Annotated in this window: 14 protein-coding genes; 7 read left to right on the forward strand and 7 right to left on the reverse strand. The window is 60.6% G+C overall.

Features of this window, described 5'->3' with window-relative positions; translation table 11 throughout:
* Nucleotides 1-106 precede the first annotated feature (106 nt).
* The 6 genes from PMI16_RS04195 (at nt 107) to PMI16_RS04220 (ending at nt 7,845) form a co-directional block, all read left to right on the forward strand.
* Complete coding sequence (locus PMI16_RS04195; protein ID WP_007876710.1) at nt 107-1,150, forward strand: porin; 1,044 nt, start codon at nt 107-109, stop codon at nt 1,148-1,150.
* A 199-nt stretch (nt 1,151-1,349) separates the two neighbouring features.
* Nucleotides 1,350-2,486 carry an ABC transporter substrate-binding protein gene (locus PMI16_RS04200; RefSeq protein ID WP_081493367.1) on the forward strand — a complete coding sequence of 379 codons (1,137 nt, stop codon included), beginning with the start codon at nt 1,350-1,352 and terminating at the stop codon, nt 2,484-2,486.
* Nucleotides 2,487-2,583: 97 nt separating this feature from the next.
* Nucleotides 2,584-4,512 (forward strand): ABC transporter permease, encoded by a 1,929-nt coding sequence (locus PMI16_RS04205; RefSeq protein WP_007876712.1) that lies wholly within the window; start codon nt 2,584-2,586, stop codon nt 4,510-4,512.
* Nucleotides 4,509-5,279: an ABC transporter ATP-binding protein gene (locus PMI16_RS04210; protein WP_007876713.1), complete on the forward strand. Its 771-nt coding sequence runs from the start codon at nt 4,509-4,511 to the stop codon at nt 5,277-5,279. The genes PMI16_RS04205 and PMI16_RS04210 overlap by 4 nt, the downstream gene beginning before the upstream one ends.
* Before the next feature lie 8 nt (nt 5,280-5,287).
* On the forward strand, nt 5,288-6,040 hold the full coding sequence (locus PMI16_RS04215; RefSeq protein WP_051994576.1) for an ABC transporter ATP-binding protein: 753 nt from the start codon (nt 5,288-5,290) through the stop codon (nt 6,038-6,040).
* A gap of 341 nt (nt 6,041-6,381) precedes the next feature.
* Nucleotides 6,382-7,845 carry a sensor domain-containing diguanylate cyclase gene (locus PMI16_RS04220; protein ID WP_007876715.1) on the forward strand — a complete coding sequence of 488 codons (1,464 nt, stop codon included), beginning with the start codon at nt 6,382-6,384 and terminating at the stop codon, nt 7,843-7,845.
* A gap of 11 nt (nt 7,846-7,856) precedes the next feature.
* Here PMI16_RS04220 and PMI16_RS04225 read toward each other — a convergent pair whose 3' ends face one another.
* The 7 genes from PMI16_RS04225 to PMI16_RS04255 form a co-directional block, all read right to left on the reverse strand.
* Entirely contained in the window at nt 7,857-8,564 is a 708-nt protein-coding gene (locus tag PMI16_RS04225; RefSeq protein WP_007876716.1) for an aspartate/glutamate racemase family protein, read from the reverse strand.
* Between the two features lie 82 nt (nt 8,565-8,646).
* Entirely contained in the window at nt 8,647-9,411 is a 765-nt protein-coding gene (locus tag PMI16_RS04230) for an ABC transporter ATP-binding protein (protein WP_007876717.1), read from the reverse strand.
* Nucleotides 9,408-10,244, reverse strand: a complete 837-nt coding sequence (locus PMI16_RS04235) for an ABC transporter ATP-binding protein (protein WP_007876718.1) — start codon at nt 10,242-10,244, stop codon at nt 9,408-9,410. Before PMI16_RS04235 ends, PMI16_RS04230 begins: the two co-directional genes overlap by 4 nt.
* Entirely contained in the window at nt 10,241-11,191 is a 951-nt protein-coding gene (locus PMI16_RS04240) for a branched-chain amino acid ABC transporter permease (protein ID WP_007876719.1), read from the reverse strand. The genes PMI16_RS04235 and PMI16_RS04240 overlap by 4 nt, the downstream gene beginning before the upstream one ends.
* 53 nt (nt 11,192-11,244) lie before the next feature.
* Nucleotides 11,245-12,111: a branched-chain amino acid ABC transporter permease gene (locus tag PMI16_RS04245; protein WP_007876720.1), complete on the reverse strand. Its 867-nt coding sequence runs from the start codon at nt 12,109-12,111 to the stop codon at nt 11,245-11,247.
* 328 nt (nt 12,112-12,439) lie between these two features.
* The gene (locus tag PMI16_RS04250) at nt 12,440-13,618 is read right to left on the reverse strand and encodes an ABC transporter substrate-binding protein (RefSeq protein ID WP_202801640.1); all 1,179 of its coding nucleotides are present in this window, start codon (nt 13,616-13,618) and stop codon (nt 12,440-12,442) included.
* 126 nt (nt 13,619-13,744) lie between these two features.
* Nucleotides 13,745-14,830, reverse strand: coding sequence for a porin (locus tag PMI16_RS04255; protein ID WP_034379231.1), 1,086 nt, complete (start codon nt 14,828-14,830; stop codon nt 13,745-13,747).
* Between the two features lie 630 nt (nt 14,831-15,460).
* Here PMI16_RS04255 and PMI16_RS04260 point away from each other — a divergent pair.
* Nucleotides 15,461-16,192, forward strand: coding sequence for a GntR family transcriptional regulator (locus PMI16_RS04260; protein WP_007876727.1), 732 nt, complete (start codon nt 15,461-15,463; stop codon nt 16,190-16,192).
* Nucleotides 16,193-16,701 lie beyond the last annotated feature (509 nt).

The raw sequence follows: 16,701 nt of genomic DNA on the forward strand, positions 1-16,701 counted from the left end.
GGTCGCGCCGGCGAGGGGCTGGCGCGGCCGGGCTTGCAGTGCAATGGGAGCAATGAGAGTCACGGGAACAATGGGATATCACTTAACCAGCATAAGGGAAGGCAACATGAAAAAGGAATTTGCGCTTGGCGCATTGGGTTTGTTGTGCGGGACGGGGTCGGCAATGGCCCAGTCCAACGTCACAATCTATGGCGTACTCGACACCTATATGGCATACACCAATGCCACCGGCAAAGGCAGTGTGGTGTCGATGGACGGCGGCGGCTATCAGGCCAACCGCATCGGCTTTCGCGGCACGGAAGACCTGGGCGGCGGTCTGCGCGCCAACTTCCAGTTGGAGAACGGCTTTTTGTCCGACACCGGCGGCCTGGCCGACAGCACGCGGCTGTTCAACCGCCAGTCGTGGATCGGCCTGGCCGGCGGCTTCGGCGAAGTGCGTGCCGGGCGCCAGAACTCACCGGGATTCCTGATGACTGCCCGCCTGGATGCCTTCGCAGGCGCAACTTTTGCTTCTTTCCTCAGCAATGTGACGGCCTATACCCCGCGCTACGACAACATGATCGGCTACATTTCGCCAAGCATGAACGGCTTGAAGCTGCAAGCCTATGTCGGACTCGGCGAGCAGGTGGCGCCGAGGAACGGCCAGAACTCGTACATGTTCGGTGCTGAATATGACAGCGGCCCGCTCTCGCTGTCCCTCAACTCGTCGTGGCAAAACAGCGCCAACGACAACCAGTCGATCAAGTCGACCTTTGCCGGCGGCGCTTACGATTACGGCATGGGCAAGGTGTACCTGGGGTATTACCGCGGCAACAACCTCGGCGCCGCCGCGGCGACCAACGTGGCCGGCGTGTATTACAGCGCGTATTCGATCTCGGCGAATTATCGCGTGACGGCGCAGGGTACGCTGGGCGCCGGCTATGGCTGGGCCAAGGACAGCAGCGGTGCGGACCGGAATGCGCGTCAGTTCAGCCTGATAGGCACTTACGATCTGTCCAAGCGCACCATGCTGTACAGCACCTACGCGCATCTGAGCAACAAGAACGGCGCAACGTTCTCGCTCAGCGGCGCAGGGCCGATCACCAAGAATGTGCCGACGGCAGGCGGCACCGTCAACGGCGTGCAGGTCGGCATTCGCCATCTGTTCTGATGTTCTGATAGCGGCGGTGGGCGCCCGGCGTCCGCCGCGCAGGCTTGAAGTACCGACCGCTTGCGCGGTCTTTTTAGAAAAGGGAATTATCGTGACTGAATTTCTTGGGTTTTCTCGTCGCCGCCGCGGCTTCTCGCAATTTTTGCAATTCTTGCAATGCGCAGTCGCCGTCTCGGCACTGGCCTGCACCGGCAGCGTCATGGCGCAAGCCACGATCAAGATTGGCGAAATCAACAGCTACAAGGCGCAGCCCGCCTTCCTCGAACCGTACCGCCATGGCTGGGAAATGGCGCTCGAAGAAATCAACGGCAGCGGCGGCGTGCTCGGCAAGAAGCTGGAAGTGATCGCCCGCGACGACAACGGCAATCCGGGCGATTCCGTGCGCGTTGCGGAAGAACTGGTGACGCGCGAGCAGGTGGCCTTGCTGTTCGGCGGCTTCTTGTCCAACACGGGCCTGGCATTGACCGACTACGCCAAGCAGCGCAAGATTTTCTTCCTGGCGGGCGAGCCGCTGACCGACAAGATCGTCTGGCAAAACGGCAACAAGTATACATATCGCCTGCGGCCCTCGACTTACATGCAGGTGGCCTCGCTGGTCAAGGAAGCCGCCAAGCTCAAGAAGAAGCGTTGGGCCATCGTCTACCCCAACTATGAATACGGCCAGTCGGCATCCGCCACGTTCAAGAAGCTCATGAAAGAGCTCCAGCCGGACATCGAGTTCGTTGCCGAACAGGCGCCGCCGCTGGGCAAGATCGATGCCGGCGCCGTCACGCAGGCATTGGCCGACGCCAAGCCGGATGCGATCTTCAATGCGCTGTTTGCGGCCGACCTCGGCAAGTTCGTGCGCGACGGCAATACGCGCGGTCTGTTCGAAGGCCGCGAAGTGGTCTCGCTGCTGACCGGCGAACCGGAATACCTCGATCCGCTGCGCGCCGAGGCGCCCGTCAACTGGATCGTCACCGGTTATCCCTGGTATGCGTTGACCACGCCCGAGCACAAGAAATTCGTCGACGCCTATCGCAAGAAGTTCAATGACTATCCGCGCAATGGTTCATTGGTGGGCTACACCGCGCTGATGTCGATTGCGGCAGGCTTGAAAAAGGCCGGCGCCGTGGATTCCGATAAACTGGCGGCAGCGTTTTCCGGCCTCAAGGTCGATACGCCGGTGGGGCCGATCATTTATCGCATGCAAGATCATCAATCGACAATGGGTGCTTTCGTCGGCCGCACCGGCGTCAAGGATGGCAAGGGGGTGATGGCCAGCTTTGTCTACGTGGATGGCGCGGCGGTGCAGCTGCCCGACGCGGAAGTAAAGAAGTTGCGTCCGGCCGATTGATCCTCCAATCGATTAATCATGTAGCAACCGGCGACGGGCGGTGGTTTTCCGGGAAACGCAGGAAAGCTGCCGCCAACCGCCTCAGGGAAATCAAGGTATGACTCTCTCAAGTCTGATAGTACAGTTGATCAACGGCCTGGCCGATGCTTCCACCATGTTTCTGGTGGCGGCGGGCCTGTCGCTGATCTTCGGCGTGACGCGCATCGTCAACTTCGCCCACGGCTCGTTTTACATGCTGGGCATTTTCATTGTTTATTCACTGGTGAGCCTGATCGGCGCCAGCGGCGTCGGTTTCTGGAGTGCGGTGCTGTTGTCCGCCTGTGCCGTCGCACTGCTCGGCGCACTGGTCGAGATCGTCATCTTGCGCCGTATCTACCGTGCGCCGGAGTTGTTCCAGTTGCTGGCGACCTTCGCGCTGGTGCTGGTGCTCAAGGATGCCGCGCTCTACATCTGGGGACCGGAAGATCTGTTCGGCCCGCGCGCGCCGGGCCTGGGTGGTTCGGTGCAGCTGCTGGGCCGACGCCTGCCGCAATACGATCTGGTGCTGATTTTCATCGGCCCGGTCGTGCTCGGCCTGCTGTGGCTGCTGCTCAACCGCACGCGTTGGGGTACGCTGATCCGGGCCGCGACGCAAGATCGTGAAATGGTCGGCGCGCTGGGCATCAATCAGTCCTGGCTCTTCACCGGCGTATTCGCGCTGGGCTGTTTCCTCGCGGGCCTGGGCGGCGCGCTGCAAGGTCCGCGCATTCCCGCCAACCTGGCGCTCGATCTGGAAACGATAGGCAACGCCTTCGTGGTGGTGGTGGTCGGCGGCATGGGCTCGATCAGCGGCGCTTTTCTCGCCGCCTTGCTGATCGCCGAAATCAAGGCGCTCTGCGTGGCGATCGGGCAGGTATCCCTGTTCGGCATCGACGTGTCGCTGTCCAAGCTGACGCTGGTGGTGGAGTTCCTGGTGATGGCTTTCATTCTCGTGGTGCGTCCCTGGGGCTTGCTCGGCAAACCGCAGGCAGCCAGCCGCGCCAGCGGACCGCCGGAAGCGCCTCTGCGCGCGGCCAGCACGATGCAGCGCAAGCTCGGCCTGGCCGGTCTGGCGTTGCTGGTGGCGGCGCCGCTGCTGTCGGGCAGCTTCCCTTACCTGACCGTGCTGCTGGTGGAAATTCTGATTGCCGTCCTGTTTGCCGCCAGTCTGCATTTCATGATGGGACCGGGCGGCATGCATTCCTTCGGTCATGCCGCGTACTTCGGCCTGGGCGCCTATGCCGCGGCGCTGGTGCTGACCAAGCTGCATCTGCCGATGGAAGTGGCGATGATCGTCGGTCCCCTGGCGGCGGCGGCCGGCGCCTTGTTGTTCGGCTGGTTCTGCGTGCGCCTGTCGGGTGTGTATCTGGCGATGCTGACGCTGGCGTTTGCGCAGATCGTCTGGGCCATCATTTATCAGTGGGATGACGTCACCGGCGGCAGCAACGGCCTGGTCGGCATCTGGCCGTCGGCTTGGGCGGCTTCGCCGGTAGCGTTCTATTACTTGGCGCTGGCGTTCAGCGTGATCGGCGTGCTGCTGTTGCGCCGCGTGCTGTTCTCGCCGTTCGGGTATGCCATGCGCGCCGGCCGCGATTCTTCGTTGCGCGCCGACGCCATCGGCATCGACGTCAAGCGCATGCAATGGATGGCTTTCGTGGTGGCGGGATTGTTTTGCGGCGTGGCGGGCGTATTGTTCGCGTTCTCCAAGGGCAGCATTTCGCCGGAAGCGATCAGCGTCGGACGTTCCGTCGACGGCCTGGTGATGGTCATGCTGGGTGGTTTGCAGACCTTGCTGGGGCCGGTGGTGGGCGCGGCGGTATTCACCTGGTTGCAAGACATCATCGCGCGCGAAACCGATTACTGGCGCGCACTGCTGGGCCTGATCATCCTGGCGCTGGTGCTGTTGTTCCCTGCCGGTATTGCAGGATTTTTCCAGAAACTGTTTGATCGCGGCGAAGAAGGCGAAGCAGCGTCCGTCCGGAACGACATCAGCAAGGAGGCGGCATGAGCCTGCTACAAGTCAACAACATCAGTAAAGCCTTCGGCGGCGTCAAGGCGGTCAACGGCGTGTCCTTCGATCTGCCCGGCGGCCAATTGCTGGCCCTGCTGGGGCCCAATGGCGCCGGCAAATCGACCTGCTTCAATATTCTCAACGGCCAGTACCGGCCCGACACCGGCTCGATCCGTTTCGACGGCCACGAAATCGGCGGCATGAAGCCGCGCGACATCTGGCGCCTCGGCGTCGGTAGGACGTTTCAGATATCGGCGACTTTCAGCTCCATGACGGTGGTGGAGAACGTGCAGATGGCATTGATGTCGCGCGAGCGCAAACTCTTTCAGTTGTGGCGTCCGGCGGCGTCTTTCTTCCGCGACGAAGCGATGGAATTGCTGGAGCAGGTCGGCATGGCGGCGCAGGCGCAACGTCCTTGCGGCGTACTGGCCTACGGCGACGTCAAGCGTGTGGAGCTGGCGATCGCCATGGCCAATCGCCCGCGCCTGCTATTGATGGACGAGCCCACCGCCGGCATGGCGCCCAAGGAGCGCAACGCCTTGATGGCGTTGACCAAAAAGCTGGTGGTCGAACGCAACCTGTCGGTGCTCTTTACCGAACACAGCATGGACGTCGTGTTCGCCTTTGCCGATCGCATGATCGTGCTGGCGCGCGGCCAGCTGATCGCCGAAGGCGACGGCGAAACCATTCGCAATCATCCAAAAGTGCAGGAAGTGTATTTCGGTTCCGGCAAGACATTTGAAAAAGAGGAGGCCGTCTCGTGAGCGCCGTCATGAATGAAATCAATCCGGTACAAGTCGGGGCAGCCGCCGGCGGCGAGGTCTTGCTCAAGGTGGAAGCCCTCAACGCTTTCTACGGACGCGCCCATATCCTTTTCGATGTCGGGCTGGAAGTGCGGCGCGGCGAAGTGGTGGCGCTGATGGGGCGCAACGGCGCCGGCAAGTCGACCACCATGAAGGCCGTCATGGGCCTGATGGATCGCGCGCAAGGCAGCGTGAGTTTTCTCGGCAACGACATCAGCCGCGCCAAGCCGTATCAGATCTCGCGCATGGGCATGGGCTTCGTGCCGGAGGATCGCCGCGTGTTCGCCGACCTGACGGTGCTGGAAAATCTGGAAGTCGGCCGCCAGCCGTCGCGTCCCGACGCCGTCGAGTGGACGCCGCAAAAACTGTTCGATCTGTTTCCCAACCTCGGCGAAATGCCGCTGCGTCCCGGCGGCCAGATGAGCGGCGGCGAGCAGCAGATGCTGACGGTGTCGCGCACCTTGATGGGCAATCCCTATCTGGTGCTGCTGGACGAGCCGTCCGAAGGCGTGGCGCCGGTGATCGTCGAGCAGATGGCCAACATGATCATGACGCTCAAGCGTGAAGGCATGTCGATTCTGCTGTCGGAGCAAAACCTCCATTTCGCCGAACTGGTCAGCGATCGTGCCTACGTCCTCGAAAACGGCCACATCCGCTATCAGGGCACGATGGCGCAGCTGGCGGCGGATGAGGATGTGCGGCGCGCTTATCTTTCCGTATAGCAAGGACGGCGCGCCTGTCCTTGCGAGCCGGGGGCAGGCGCGTCCGGTCTGCTTCCCGCGGGCTCCCGGTCCCCCCTCTGGTACGGTTGCGCGGACATAGCACAAGACATTCCGTCGTCAAAGCGGCGCAGGGGGAATGTCGCCTTTCGCACACGTTGCCCGGCAGAAGCATGTTTAAAGCGATGCTTTTGTGCGTTAATTCCGTCTGTCGAATTTCTACAATTCAAAGAATTTCCGCAGGAAAATGTCGCCGGCTTGCAAAAGCATCCGGACGGTGGGGAAACTTGCCGCTCAGGCATTGGTGCAGATAGGGATGCAAAATTAATCGTTTACGGAAGGTCTTGAGGATCAATGGCGTCCTGCTGGTCGCCATGATGTGCGGCTTGTGCGCCTGGGTGCTCTATCGGAGCCATGAAGAGGCGCGCCACTACGCCGTCGAGACCTCGCAGAACATCACGCTCATCGCGCAGCGCGATATCGTCAGGAACATCGAGATCCTGTCCCTGTCCCTGGATGCGCTGGCCAATCGCTATCAGAACGCCATGTATGCGACGCTCACGCACAACCAGCAACATTCCTATCTGTTCGGCAGCACGCTGGCGGCAAAGCATGTCGTCGTCATGGCGGTGCTGGACCGCACAGGCAAGGTCGCGGTTTCGTCCCTGCCGGGCGCGCCTGCCAATACCTATGGCGACCGGCCTTACTTCACCATCCAGCGCGACCAGCCCGACGTCGGTCTGTACATCTCCAAGCCCATCGTTGCCAAATTCGCCCAAGACCTGCGGGTGATCGTGCTGTCCAAGCGGCTGTCGAAGGCCGACGGCAGCTTTGACGGCGTCGTCGTCATGGCGTTGGACCTGGCTTATTTCCGCGAATTGTTCAGCGGCGTCGCGCTTGGGGAAAACGGCGTGATGTCGCTGTATTCCGGCGACGGCGTGGTATATATGCGCTTGCCGTATTCTCAGTCCCTGATCGGTCGCGACGTCAGCAGCAGCGCCGGCTTCCTGCAGATCCGGTCGCTGATGCAGCAGGACAGCGGCAGCTTCTTTGCGCGCGCGGTCAACGACGGCGTGCGGCGCCTGTATGCGTTCAGGCGGATTCCGGAAACGCAGCTCGTCGTGTTCGTGGGCCGTGCCGAGAAAGACATCTACAAACATTGGACCGACAATCTCTACACCATCGTCACCATGATGTTCCTGTTCGTGCTGGTGTGCATGGTCTTGTTCCTGGTATTGCGCAAAGAGCTGAAGAAGCGTGTCGAGGCGGAAGAGAAACTGCGCCAGCTGGCGCGTATCGACGGCCTCACCGGCCTGCTCAACCGCCGCGCGCTGGATGACATGCTGCGCGATCTGTGGAATCGCAACCGGCGCAGCAACGGCATCTTCTCCATCCTGTTCATCGATGTCGATTATTTCAAGTTCTACAACGACACCTACGGACACCAGAAGGGCGATGACGTCCTGGTGTCCGTCGCGCGCGCCATCTCGGTCCAGCTGCCGCGCAGCGCCGACATCGCGGCACGCTACGGCGGCGAAGAATTCATTGCGGTGCTGCCGGAAACCGACCAGGGAGGCGCTGTCGTGGTCGGCGAAAAAATCAGGCGCGCCATTGAAGCGCTGCAGATTCTGCATTCAAAAAGCCAGAGCGGGCATGTGACGGCGAGCATCGGAGTCGCCACGTACGAGCATGGCGTGCATGACTCCATCGACGCGGTGCTGAACGCCGCAGACGGCGCCTTGTATGCGGCCAAGGGCAGGGGCCGCAACAACGTGCAGTCGAGCCGGGAGCTTGCCGGCGCGGCCTGACTGGCGGTGTCTTACAGATACTGTTTCGGCAGCGGATAATTCCATTCGCCGCGCTTGCTGGTGTGCAGGCCCAGCCGCACCAGGCTTTCGGCAAAGGTCACGGCAGCGCTGACGCCGTCGATCACCGGTACGCCCAACGTTTTGCTGATGGCCTGGCACAAATCGGCCATGCCGGCGCATCCCAGTACGATGCAGTCGACGTTATCCTGTTCCAGTGCGAGGCGGCATTCCTGCATGATCGCGGCGTAGGCGTCGGAAGCCGGATTGTCGAGATCGAGCACGGCGATTTCGCAGGCGCGGATGTTGCGGCAGAAGCGCTGCATGCCGTAGCGTTCCGCCAGATGCGCGGCGATGCCGCAGGTTCTTCCCAGCGTGGTGACGATGCTGAAATGCTTGCCCACGAAACTGGCTGCGTGCATGGCAGCTTCGGCGATGCCGAACACCGGGCCGCTGGCGATTTCGCGCGCGGCTTCGAGGCCGGGATCGCCGAAGCAGGCGATGATGTGAGCGTCGGCGCCGGCGGTTTCGGCGCGGCGGATTTCGGCGAGCAGGCCGGGCACGCACATGGCTTCATCGTAATGGCCTTCGATCGATACCGGTCCGGTGGCGGGATTGCAGGCCCAGATCTCGGTATCCGGCGCAGCGACCTGGCGTGCGCAGTCGCCGATCTTGGCCGTCATGCCGGCGGTGGTGTTGGGATTGACGATATTGATTTTCACGTTGTCTCGATTGTTCTTGGCGGTTGATGCGGGGTCTTGCGCTTGCTCATGTTCGTGCTTATGGTCGTGCTTATGGTCGTGCTCATGCGCCCAGGTACAGGCGCTTGATGTCGGGATGGTCGAGCAGTTCGCGCGAGACGCCTTCGAGTTCGATGCGGCCGGTGGCGAGGATGTAGGCGTAGCGCGAGATCATCAGCGCCATGCGGCTGTTCTGTTCGACCAGCATGATGGTGACGCCTTCGTCCTTGTTGATTTCGAGGATGGTGCGCGCGATCAGGCGGATGAATTGCGGCGCGATGCCCAGCGACGGTTCGTCCAGCAACAGCAGGCGCGGACGCGCCATCAGCGCGCGGCCGATGGCGACCATCTGCTGTTCTCCGCCGGACAGGCTCGACGCCTGCTGGCCGAAGCGTTCCTTCAGGCGCGGAAAGCGCGTCAGCACCTTGTCCAGGTCCGCCGCGATGCCGCCCTTGTCCGAGCGCGTGTAGGCGCCCATCAGCAGGTTGTCCTTGATCGACATGAAGGGAAAGACGTGACGGCCTTCGGGCACCATCGCCACGCCTTGCTCGACCAGCTTGTGCGCCGAGGTGCCGGTGACGTCGGCGCCGTTGAGCAGCACCTGGCCGCCGCATACCGGCGACAGGCCGGTGACGGCGCGCAGGGTCGACGACTTGCCTGCGCCGTTGGCGCCGATCAGCGCCACCACGCTGCCTTGGTCGACGCGCAAGCTGACGTCTTGCAGCGCGCGCACCTGGCCGTAATTGAGCGAGATGTTTTGCAGTTGCAGGTGCGGGATGGCGCTTGTTGCCGGCACGACGGGCGCAGCGGATTCCAGTATCGCGTTCATAGGCCGATGTCCTCGTCTTCCTTGCCCAGATAGGCTTCGATCACCTGTTCGTTGTTGCGGATGTCTTCCGGCGTGCCTTCGGCGATTTTCTTGCCGAAGTAGAGCACGTGGATATGGTCGGAGATTTTCATCACGGCTTTCATGTCGTGTTCCACCAGCAGGATGGAGACGCCGCTGGCGGCGATCTTGCGCGTCAGTTCGACGGCGCGGTCGGTCTCGTCGGGATTGAGGCCGGCGTAGGGTTCGTCCAGCAGCAGCACCTTGGGACTCGCGGCCATGCCCATGGCGATGCCTAGCAGACGCAGGTAACCGTGCGGCAGCGTCTTGGCGACGCTGTCGGCGACGCCGTCGAGATCGAGGAAGCGCAGGATCTCCAGCGCGTCGGCGCGCATGCGCTCTTCGTCGCGCCGCGCCGAGGCGGTGTTGGCGAACACCTGTAAGTCGTTGGCGCTGCGCGATAACTGCCGTGCCAGCGCGACGTGTTCGAGCGCGGTCAGCTCGGGGAAAATCGTGGTTTCCTGAAACGTGCGCACCAATCCCTTGGCGGAAATCCTGTGCGGCGTCAGGCCGGTGATGTCTTCACCGAACAGGCGCACCTTGCCGGTGGTCGGCGTGCAGAATCCCGCCAGCATTTTGAAGAAAGTGCTTTTTCCTGCGCCGTTGGGGCCGATCACGGACGTAACCTTGCCGCTCTCGGTGCCGAGCGAGAGCGAGACGTCGTCGTTGGCCAGCAGGCCGCCGAAGCGTTTGCTCAGGCCGCTGGCTTCGAGGATGATGCGTTTGTCCGGTGCAGGGACCACCGACGGACTCACCGGGTTCATCGATGCGCTCATTTCGCCTCTCCTTTGCGGAACGGCAGCGAGAACGAGAAGCCGCGCAGCGCCATCAATCCATTCGGCAGCGTCAACATGACCACGATCATCAGCACGCCGTAGATCAGCGACTGATATTGCTGGAAGTCTTGCAACAGCTCGAACAGGATGGTCAGTGCAAACGCGCCGATCATCGCGCCGCTGACATATTCCAGCCCGCCCAGGAAGCAGAACAGCATGTAGTAGATGCTGTGTTCGACCGTGAAGCTTTGCGGATAGACGCTCTGCGTGAACACCGAGAAATAGCTGCCGCCTAATCCACCCAGCGCGCAGGCGATGGAGAAGGCCAGGATGCGGTAGCGCCAGACGTTGACGCCGAAGCTTTCGGCCAGGTCTTCATTGAGACGCATGGCGCGGAAGATGCCGCCCAGACGCGAATAGTGCACGCGCCAGACCACGCCGAGCGCGATGGCCAGCAGGGCTATGCCGACGTAATACAAAGGCAGCGGCGAGTCGCCCGAAAACGGCTGCGGCAAACCGGTGATGCCCTTGGAGCCTTGCGTCAGGCTGCCGCCGTTGAGGAAGGCGAGACGAATCGCTTCGGTCAGGCAAATGGTCAGCATGGAAAAATAAATGCCCTTGAGCTTGAGGATGACGCTGCCGATCAGCGCGCCGCACAGTGCCGACGCCAGGCACGACAGCGGCAGCGCAATCCAGAAGCTGAATCCGGCCTTGGCGATCAGGATGGCGGTGACGTAGCCCCCGATCAGCGCGAAACCGGCCTGGCAGATATTGATGCGACCGATGCAAAAGGTCAGCCACACGCCGCTGGCGATGACGGCCACGCCGGCGCAGTTCATCAGGACCGACATCAGGTAGCGCGAGTGGCCGATGCCCAGCGGCAGCACGATCAGCGCGCCGAGTATCAGCAGGATCATGGAAAAATCGCGGCGTTTGTCGAGTTTCATGGAGCCTCGTGAAGACACGGAAGTGAGCAGGGAATGGAGAGGTGTCGTCATGCTCAGCCCCAGGGTTTGCCGAACAGGCCGTTCGGTTTGAAGATCAGGAACACGATCATGGCGACGAAGATCAGTAGGTAAGTCATGCTGCTCGGCAGCAGGTCGTAGCCGACTGCTTCGGCCATGCCGAGCACGAAGCCGCCGACGATCGCGCCCGACGTCACGCCGGCGCCGCCGATCATGATCATGATGAAGGCCTTGGTCGAGATGTTGGTGCCGACGCCGGCATTGACGCCGTACAGCGTCACCAGCAGGCCGCCGGCGATGCCGGCCAGCGCCGCGCCGATGGCAAATCCCAGCGTGGTGATGAACTTGACGTTGACGCCTTGCAGCAGCGCCGCTTCCTTGTCCTGCGCCACGGCGCGCAAGGCGCGGCCGGGTTTGGTGTATTGCACGAACAGCAGCAGCGCGACGATGAAGCCGATCGAGATCGCGGCGACCGCGAGATTGGAATAGGGCAGATAGGCGTCGCCGTCGTTGAGGATCAGCACGCCGTCGATCAGCGTCGGCACGCCGCGCTGTTTTTCGCCGAACAGCGAGAGCGCGACATTTTCCAGCAGCAGGGCGGTGCCGACCGCCATCAGCATGCTGCTTTCTTCGCGCTTGGAGGTCGCCAGCACGGGCTGGAACAGCAAGCGGTTGAACGCCATGCCGATCACGCCGAGTGTGGCGCCCGCCAGCAGCAGCGCCAGCCAGAACGGGAAGCCGAATTGTCCGTACAGGTAGTACATGACGAAGCCGCCCAGCATGTACATCTGGCCGTGCGCGAAATTGACCACGCGCATGATGCTGAAGACCATGGTCAGTCCCAGCGCAATGAGCGCATAGGCCGAGCCGAGGATGAGTCCGTTGATGAGAATTTGCAGCATGTCGGTTGATGAATCCTATGTTGTTGCATGCATGAACGTCCAGGTATTGTCTGCACCGGAAGGGAGGCCGGCGCAGACAATGGGTGAAGCAGACTAAACCTGCTTATGGTCTTACTGCGAGGCCGTGATCCGGCGTCGGGCGGTGCTCGGAATCCTCACGTACCTGAGTACGTTCCGGTTCCTGTGCTCCGTCCGCCACCGGCTGACGACCTCTCGCTACAGACCCTAAACAGGTTTTTTTGTTACTAACTACTACTTTGCTTCTACTAAACCCGCCTCGCGCGGGATAACGCTCGGCGGGGTACAACAACGCTCGTTGCAACTGCGATCAGTTCGCGACCTGGCCGACGTAGACCGCTTCGAAGCCGCCGCCCTTGTAGGCATTGACCACCAGCGGCACGCCTACCTGCGATTGGCGGCCGAAGTCTTTCTTGCCGACGAATTGCAGCGTGGTCTTGTCCTTCACAAACGGATTGCTCATCTTGAACGACGGCATCTCCTTGCGGAATTGCTCGACGTCGGTCAAGGCCTTCGGGTTTTTTTGCAGCACGGCCAGGATCAGTTCCAGCGCATAAGCCTTGGTGCCGGCTTCGTCATTCCACTCGCCGACGCGCTTCTTGTAGACCTCGACGAATTGCTTCATGTAGTCGGACTGGATCGCCGGCGTCGATGCGCCGCCGACGGAGAGGAAGCCTGCCGCTTTTTCACCGGCGACCTGTTCCAGGATCTTGGCGTCCTGTCCCGTCTCGGTCGACAGCTGGCCCTTGAAGCCGAGGTCGCGTGCGGCCTTGATCAGCAGCGGCGCGTCCGATGGCGCCACGCCCGACAGCACGATGGCGTCAGGCTTGGCGCGCACCAGCTTGGACATGATGGGCATGAAGTCGGTGGTGCCGGGCTCGTAGCTTTCCTTGTCGGCCAGCACCTTCAGGCCCAGGCTCTTGGCCGCGGCCACGCCTTCTTCCTGCTGGTTCTTGGCGTCGGATTCGTTGCGCGCGACGAAGGAAATGCTCTTCACGCCTTTCTTGTCCATCAGGTATTTGTAGACCACCGGACCGACCTGGTACGAGGCCACCATGCCGAGCACCGAGGCGTTGGCCGGCGCGGTGTACAGCTCCTTGGAGAAGGCGTAGGGGAAGTTCATCGCCCTGGCGCGTTCCATCACCGGCTTGACGGCGATGGCGGTGGTGTCGATGTTCGGTCCGATGATGTACTTGATGCCGTCGCTGGCGAGTTTTTCGGCGTTGGAAATGGAAATCTTCGGATCGTTCTTGTCGTCGAGCGCGACGATTTCGATCTTGTACTTCTTGCCGCCGATGTCGACGCCGCCTTTGGCGTTGTACATCTCGGCGGTGGTCTCGGCGCAGTATTTGTTGACCAGTCCCCACGATGCAGCGGCGCCGGACATGACGCCGTTGACGCCGATCTTCAGGACGTTGTCGGCAGCGTGCGCCACCGGCACGGCGGCGAACATGGTCAGCGTCAATGCGGCCAGGGTTTTCAAGGACATGCGTTTGTTCATCATTACTCCCGTTTGAAAAAAGGAAAACAGAAAAGTCGATTCAGAAATTCTCAGGTGAAGATCAAGCAAGGATCACGCCGTGCCGTTCTTTATCTGTATGTGCAGCATCTCTCATCAGAACGTGTGGCGGATGCCCAGCGCCAGTGCGGTCTGGTGCTGATTGGCAAAGCCGCCGCCGATGGCGGTCGAGTTGGTGCTGATCAGCGATTCGGTGGCGCCGTCGCCGTTGCTCAGATACGCCAGGTTGGCGATCAGGCTGGTGCGCTTGGACAGGCTGTAAATACCGAGCAGGCGATACACCTTGGTGTTGTTGGAGAGCGTGGTGTTCTTGCGATAGAGCACGTCGGCCGAACCGGTGAAGGCGGGGGTGAAGGTGTAGTCGACGCCGGCTTCCACCGCGTAGGCTTTGCGCGCGGTCGGCAGCGAAGGAATCGACTGGAACGTGCCGGGGCCGGAGATGTCGCTGCGCGCGGCGCCAAGACGCAGTTTGAGTGCGTTGATGGTGTAGCTGGCGCCGAGCGTGGTCAGCTTCAGCACGTTGCCGGTGTTGGTGAGGCCGAGGGTCGCGTCCTGTTCGCGGTCGAAGGTGATGCCGACGAAGAACGGCCCTTGCACGTATTTCGCCGCGATGTTGTACACCTGGCCGGTGCGCAGGCTGCCTGCGGCTTCGCCGAAGCCGTACATCACGCCGCCCTGGAAGCCGCCGACTTCAGGCGACACGTACTTGATGGTGTTGTTGTAGATTTCGCTGACCGCATCGAACTCGGAAAACTTGAAGATCGCGCCGGAGTTGTAGCCGCCCTTGAACACGCTGCCCACCAGCCAGTCATCGTTGAAGTTCCATTGCTTGCCGACGGTGAGTGCGCCGGACGAGCTTTCCAGGCCGACCAGCGAATTGCGCGAGAACAGCTGGCCGGTGGCCGACTGTGAGCCGTTGGTCGGATTGAAGCCGGCCTGCAGGTTGAACACTGCATTGAGGCCGCCGCCCAGGTCCTCCTTGCCGCGGAAGCCGACGTTGGACACGCCCAGGATGCTGTTGAGCATGCCGACCTTGTTTTGCGAACCATTGCCGGCGTTGCTGGTGTAGCCGAAGCCGGTGTCGATGACGCCGGAAACGGTGACGCTCGATTGTGCACAGGCGACGCCGCTGGCGCCCAGTGCAAGGATGGCTGCCGCCCCGAGTTTATTGAAAGTGCTCATGTTTTCCTTCTTGTCTTGATAGATGTTTGCCATATCGGTCCGATCCCTGCTCCCTGTCGGACCTGCTTTTCACGAGTTGTCACGAGGATTACCGAGGTACCTGTACTGCATGCTGCCTGTTCGCTGCACGCGCCGATGCAAACTTTTACGTATCGGCGGCGTTGTCACGATGAATACAATTTCAATTAGGATTGTGCACAATCTTGGAATTGGTGATAAGCGAGAAGCGTGCCAGTAGGCTTGGAAAATGGCGGTCGTTGTGGTGGAAAGCGTTGTGGGAGAAGCTTTTCAGCAGCTAAATGCAGGTCGGATGTGGGATTTTCTCCGAGGCTGGAGGAAGGGGGAATGCTGTCGGCTGGCTGACGAAATCGAGGTTTGTGCACTTTCTTGTCGCGATTGTGCGCAATTTGCGGGCCGTGATGAGATCTTGGTGCGAAAACAGGCGAGGCGTGCAAACAGTCGCTTTTCCTCGGCTTGGCGCGCCATGCAAGGCCGTTCCCGGATTGTGCTCGACTTGTGCAGGCCGCGGGCGAAGCACTTATACTGTGAACATATGTACAAATATTTTCTACGATTTATGCGTCGATTGAGCACAATAGCTTGCCATTCTGCCATTGGTCCGGAGGTTGAATGAGCGAGGCCAAAGGGGAGAGGGGCAAGGAGCTGAACAAGGAATTGAGTAACGACGCCGTCGACGCCCGTATATATATGGCGATCATCGACGCTATCCTCGATCACAAGCTTCCGCCCGGCACGCGCCTGGTCGAAGCGCCGTTGTGCGAGGCCTTCGGCGTCACCCGCGGGACCTTGCGACGCGTCTTCGTCAAGCTGGCGCATGAGCGCGTCATCGAGCTGCAGCCCAATCGCGGCGCCATTATCGCCCTGCACGACATCGGCGAAGCGCGCGAAGTCTTTGAGGCGCGGGTCATTCTTGAGGTCGGTTCCGTCAAGGGGCTGGCCGCCAAGCCGGGTAACAAGAGCAAGGCGTTCGCCGAACTGCGCGAGATGATCAGGAAAGAGCATGCGCTGCGCGAGGACGGCAACTGGCGCGACTGGATCCGGCTGTCGGGCGAATTCCACATCAAGCTGGCAGAGGTGAATCGGAACGACATCGTCAGCGGGTATCTGCGCACACTGATCGCGCGCACCTCATTGCTGATCGGTCTTTATGAGACGCCCAAACGCAACAGTTGCTCGGCCGACGAACACGTCGCCATCCTGGATGCGATTGAACAAGGCCAGCCGGCGCTGGCGGCGCGCTTGATGGAGCATCATCTTGGCGAATATGCACTGGGATTGCTGGCCGAGCCGACGCAGCCGGTGGAAATCGATTTCGGCAAGCTGTTTGCGCCGGTGCGCTGAGTCGTTCGTTTCGAAAATTTCTGACGGCGGTTTTGCTGCCGTCGTCGCATAAATTGGAAAGAGGGTTAGCAGATTCTGCTAACCCTTTGTTTTTTCATCTACGTTCTTGCGAGTAGGTGAATTCATATTTGCTTGCCCTGACGCAATCTTGCCTGTTTCTCATCGAACTCATTCCTGATAGCAAGCTTTCATTCCGCTTGTCAACTTCCAAACACGTCAAAATGTAGTTTTAAAACTAAGTGCAAGTAACAAAGTTACTTGTAACATTAGTACACATATTATTCGGCGTTATGGGAAAAGAGTGTTGTAATTCGCATTAAATCTATTGAATCTCTGTAGTTGGGGTAAAAAAATAATGGAAATAAAATTTTTAATGTGTAGAATTAAATAAAATTTTTAGTAAAACTACATAAAATGTAGAGAGGCAAAAGGAAGTGCGGACCGTTACATGGTCGTGCGGAAATAATGCCAATAAGAAAGAATTCGGGTGCAATGCCCGAAAAATAGTG

It is taken from the genome of Herbaspirillum sp. CF444 (genome assembly GCF_000282135.1).
Lineage (GTDB): Bacteria > Pseudomonadota > Gammaproteobacteria > Burkholderiales > Burkholderiaceae_D > Herbaspirillum.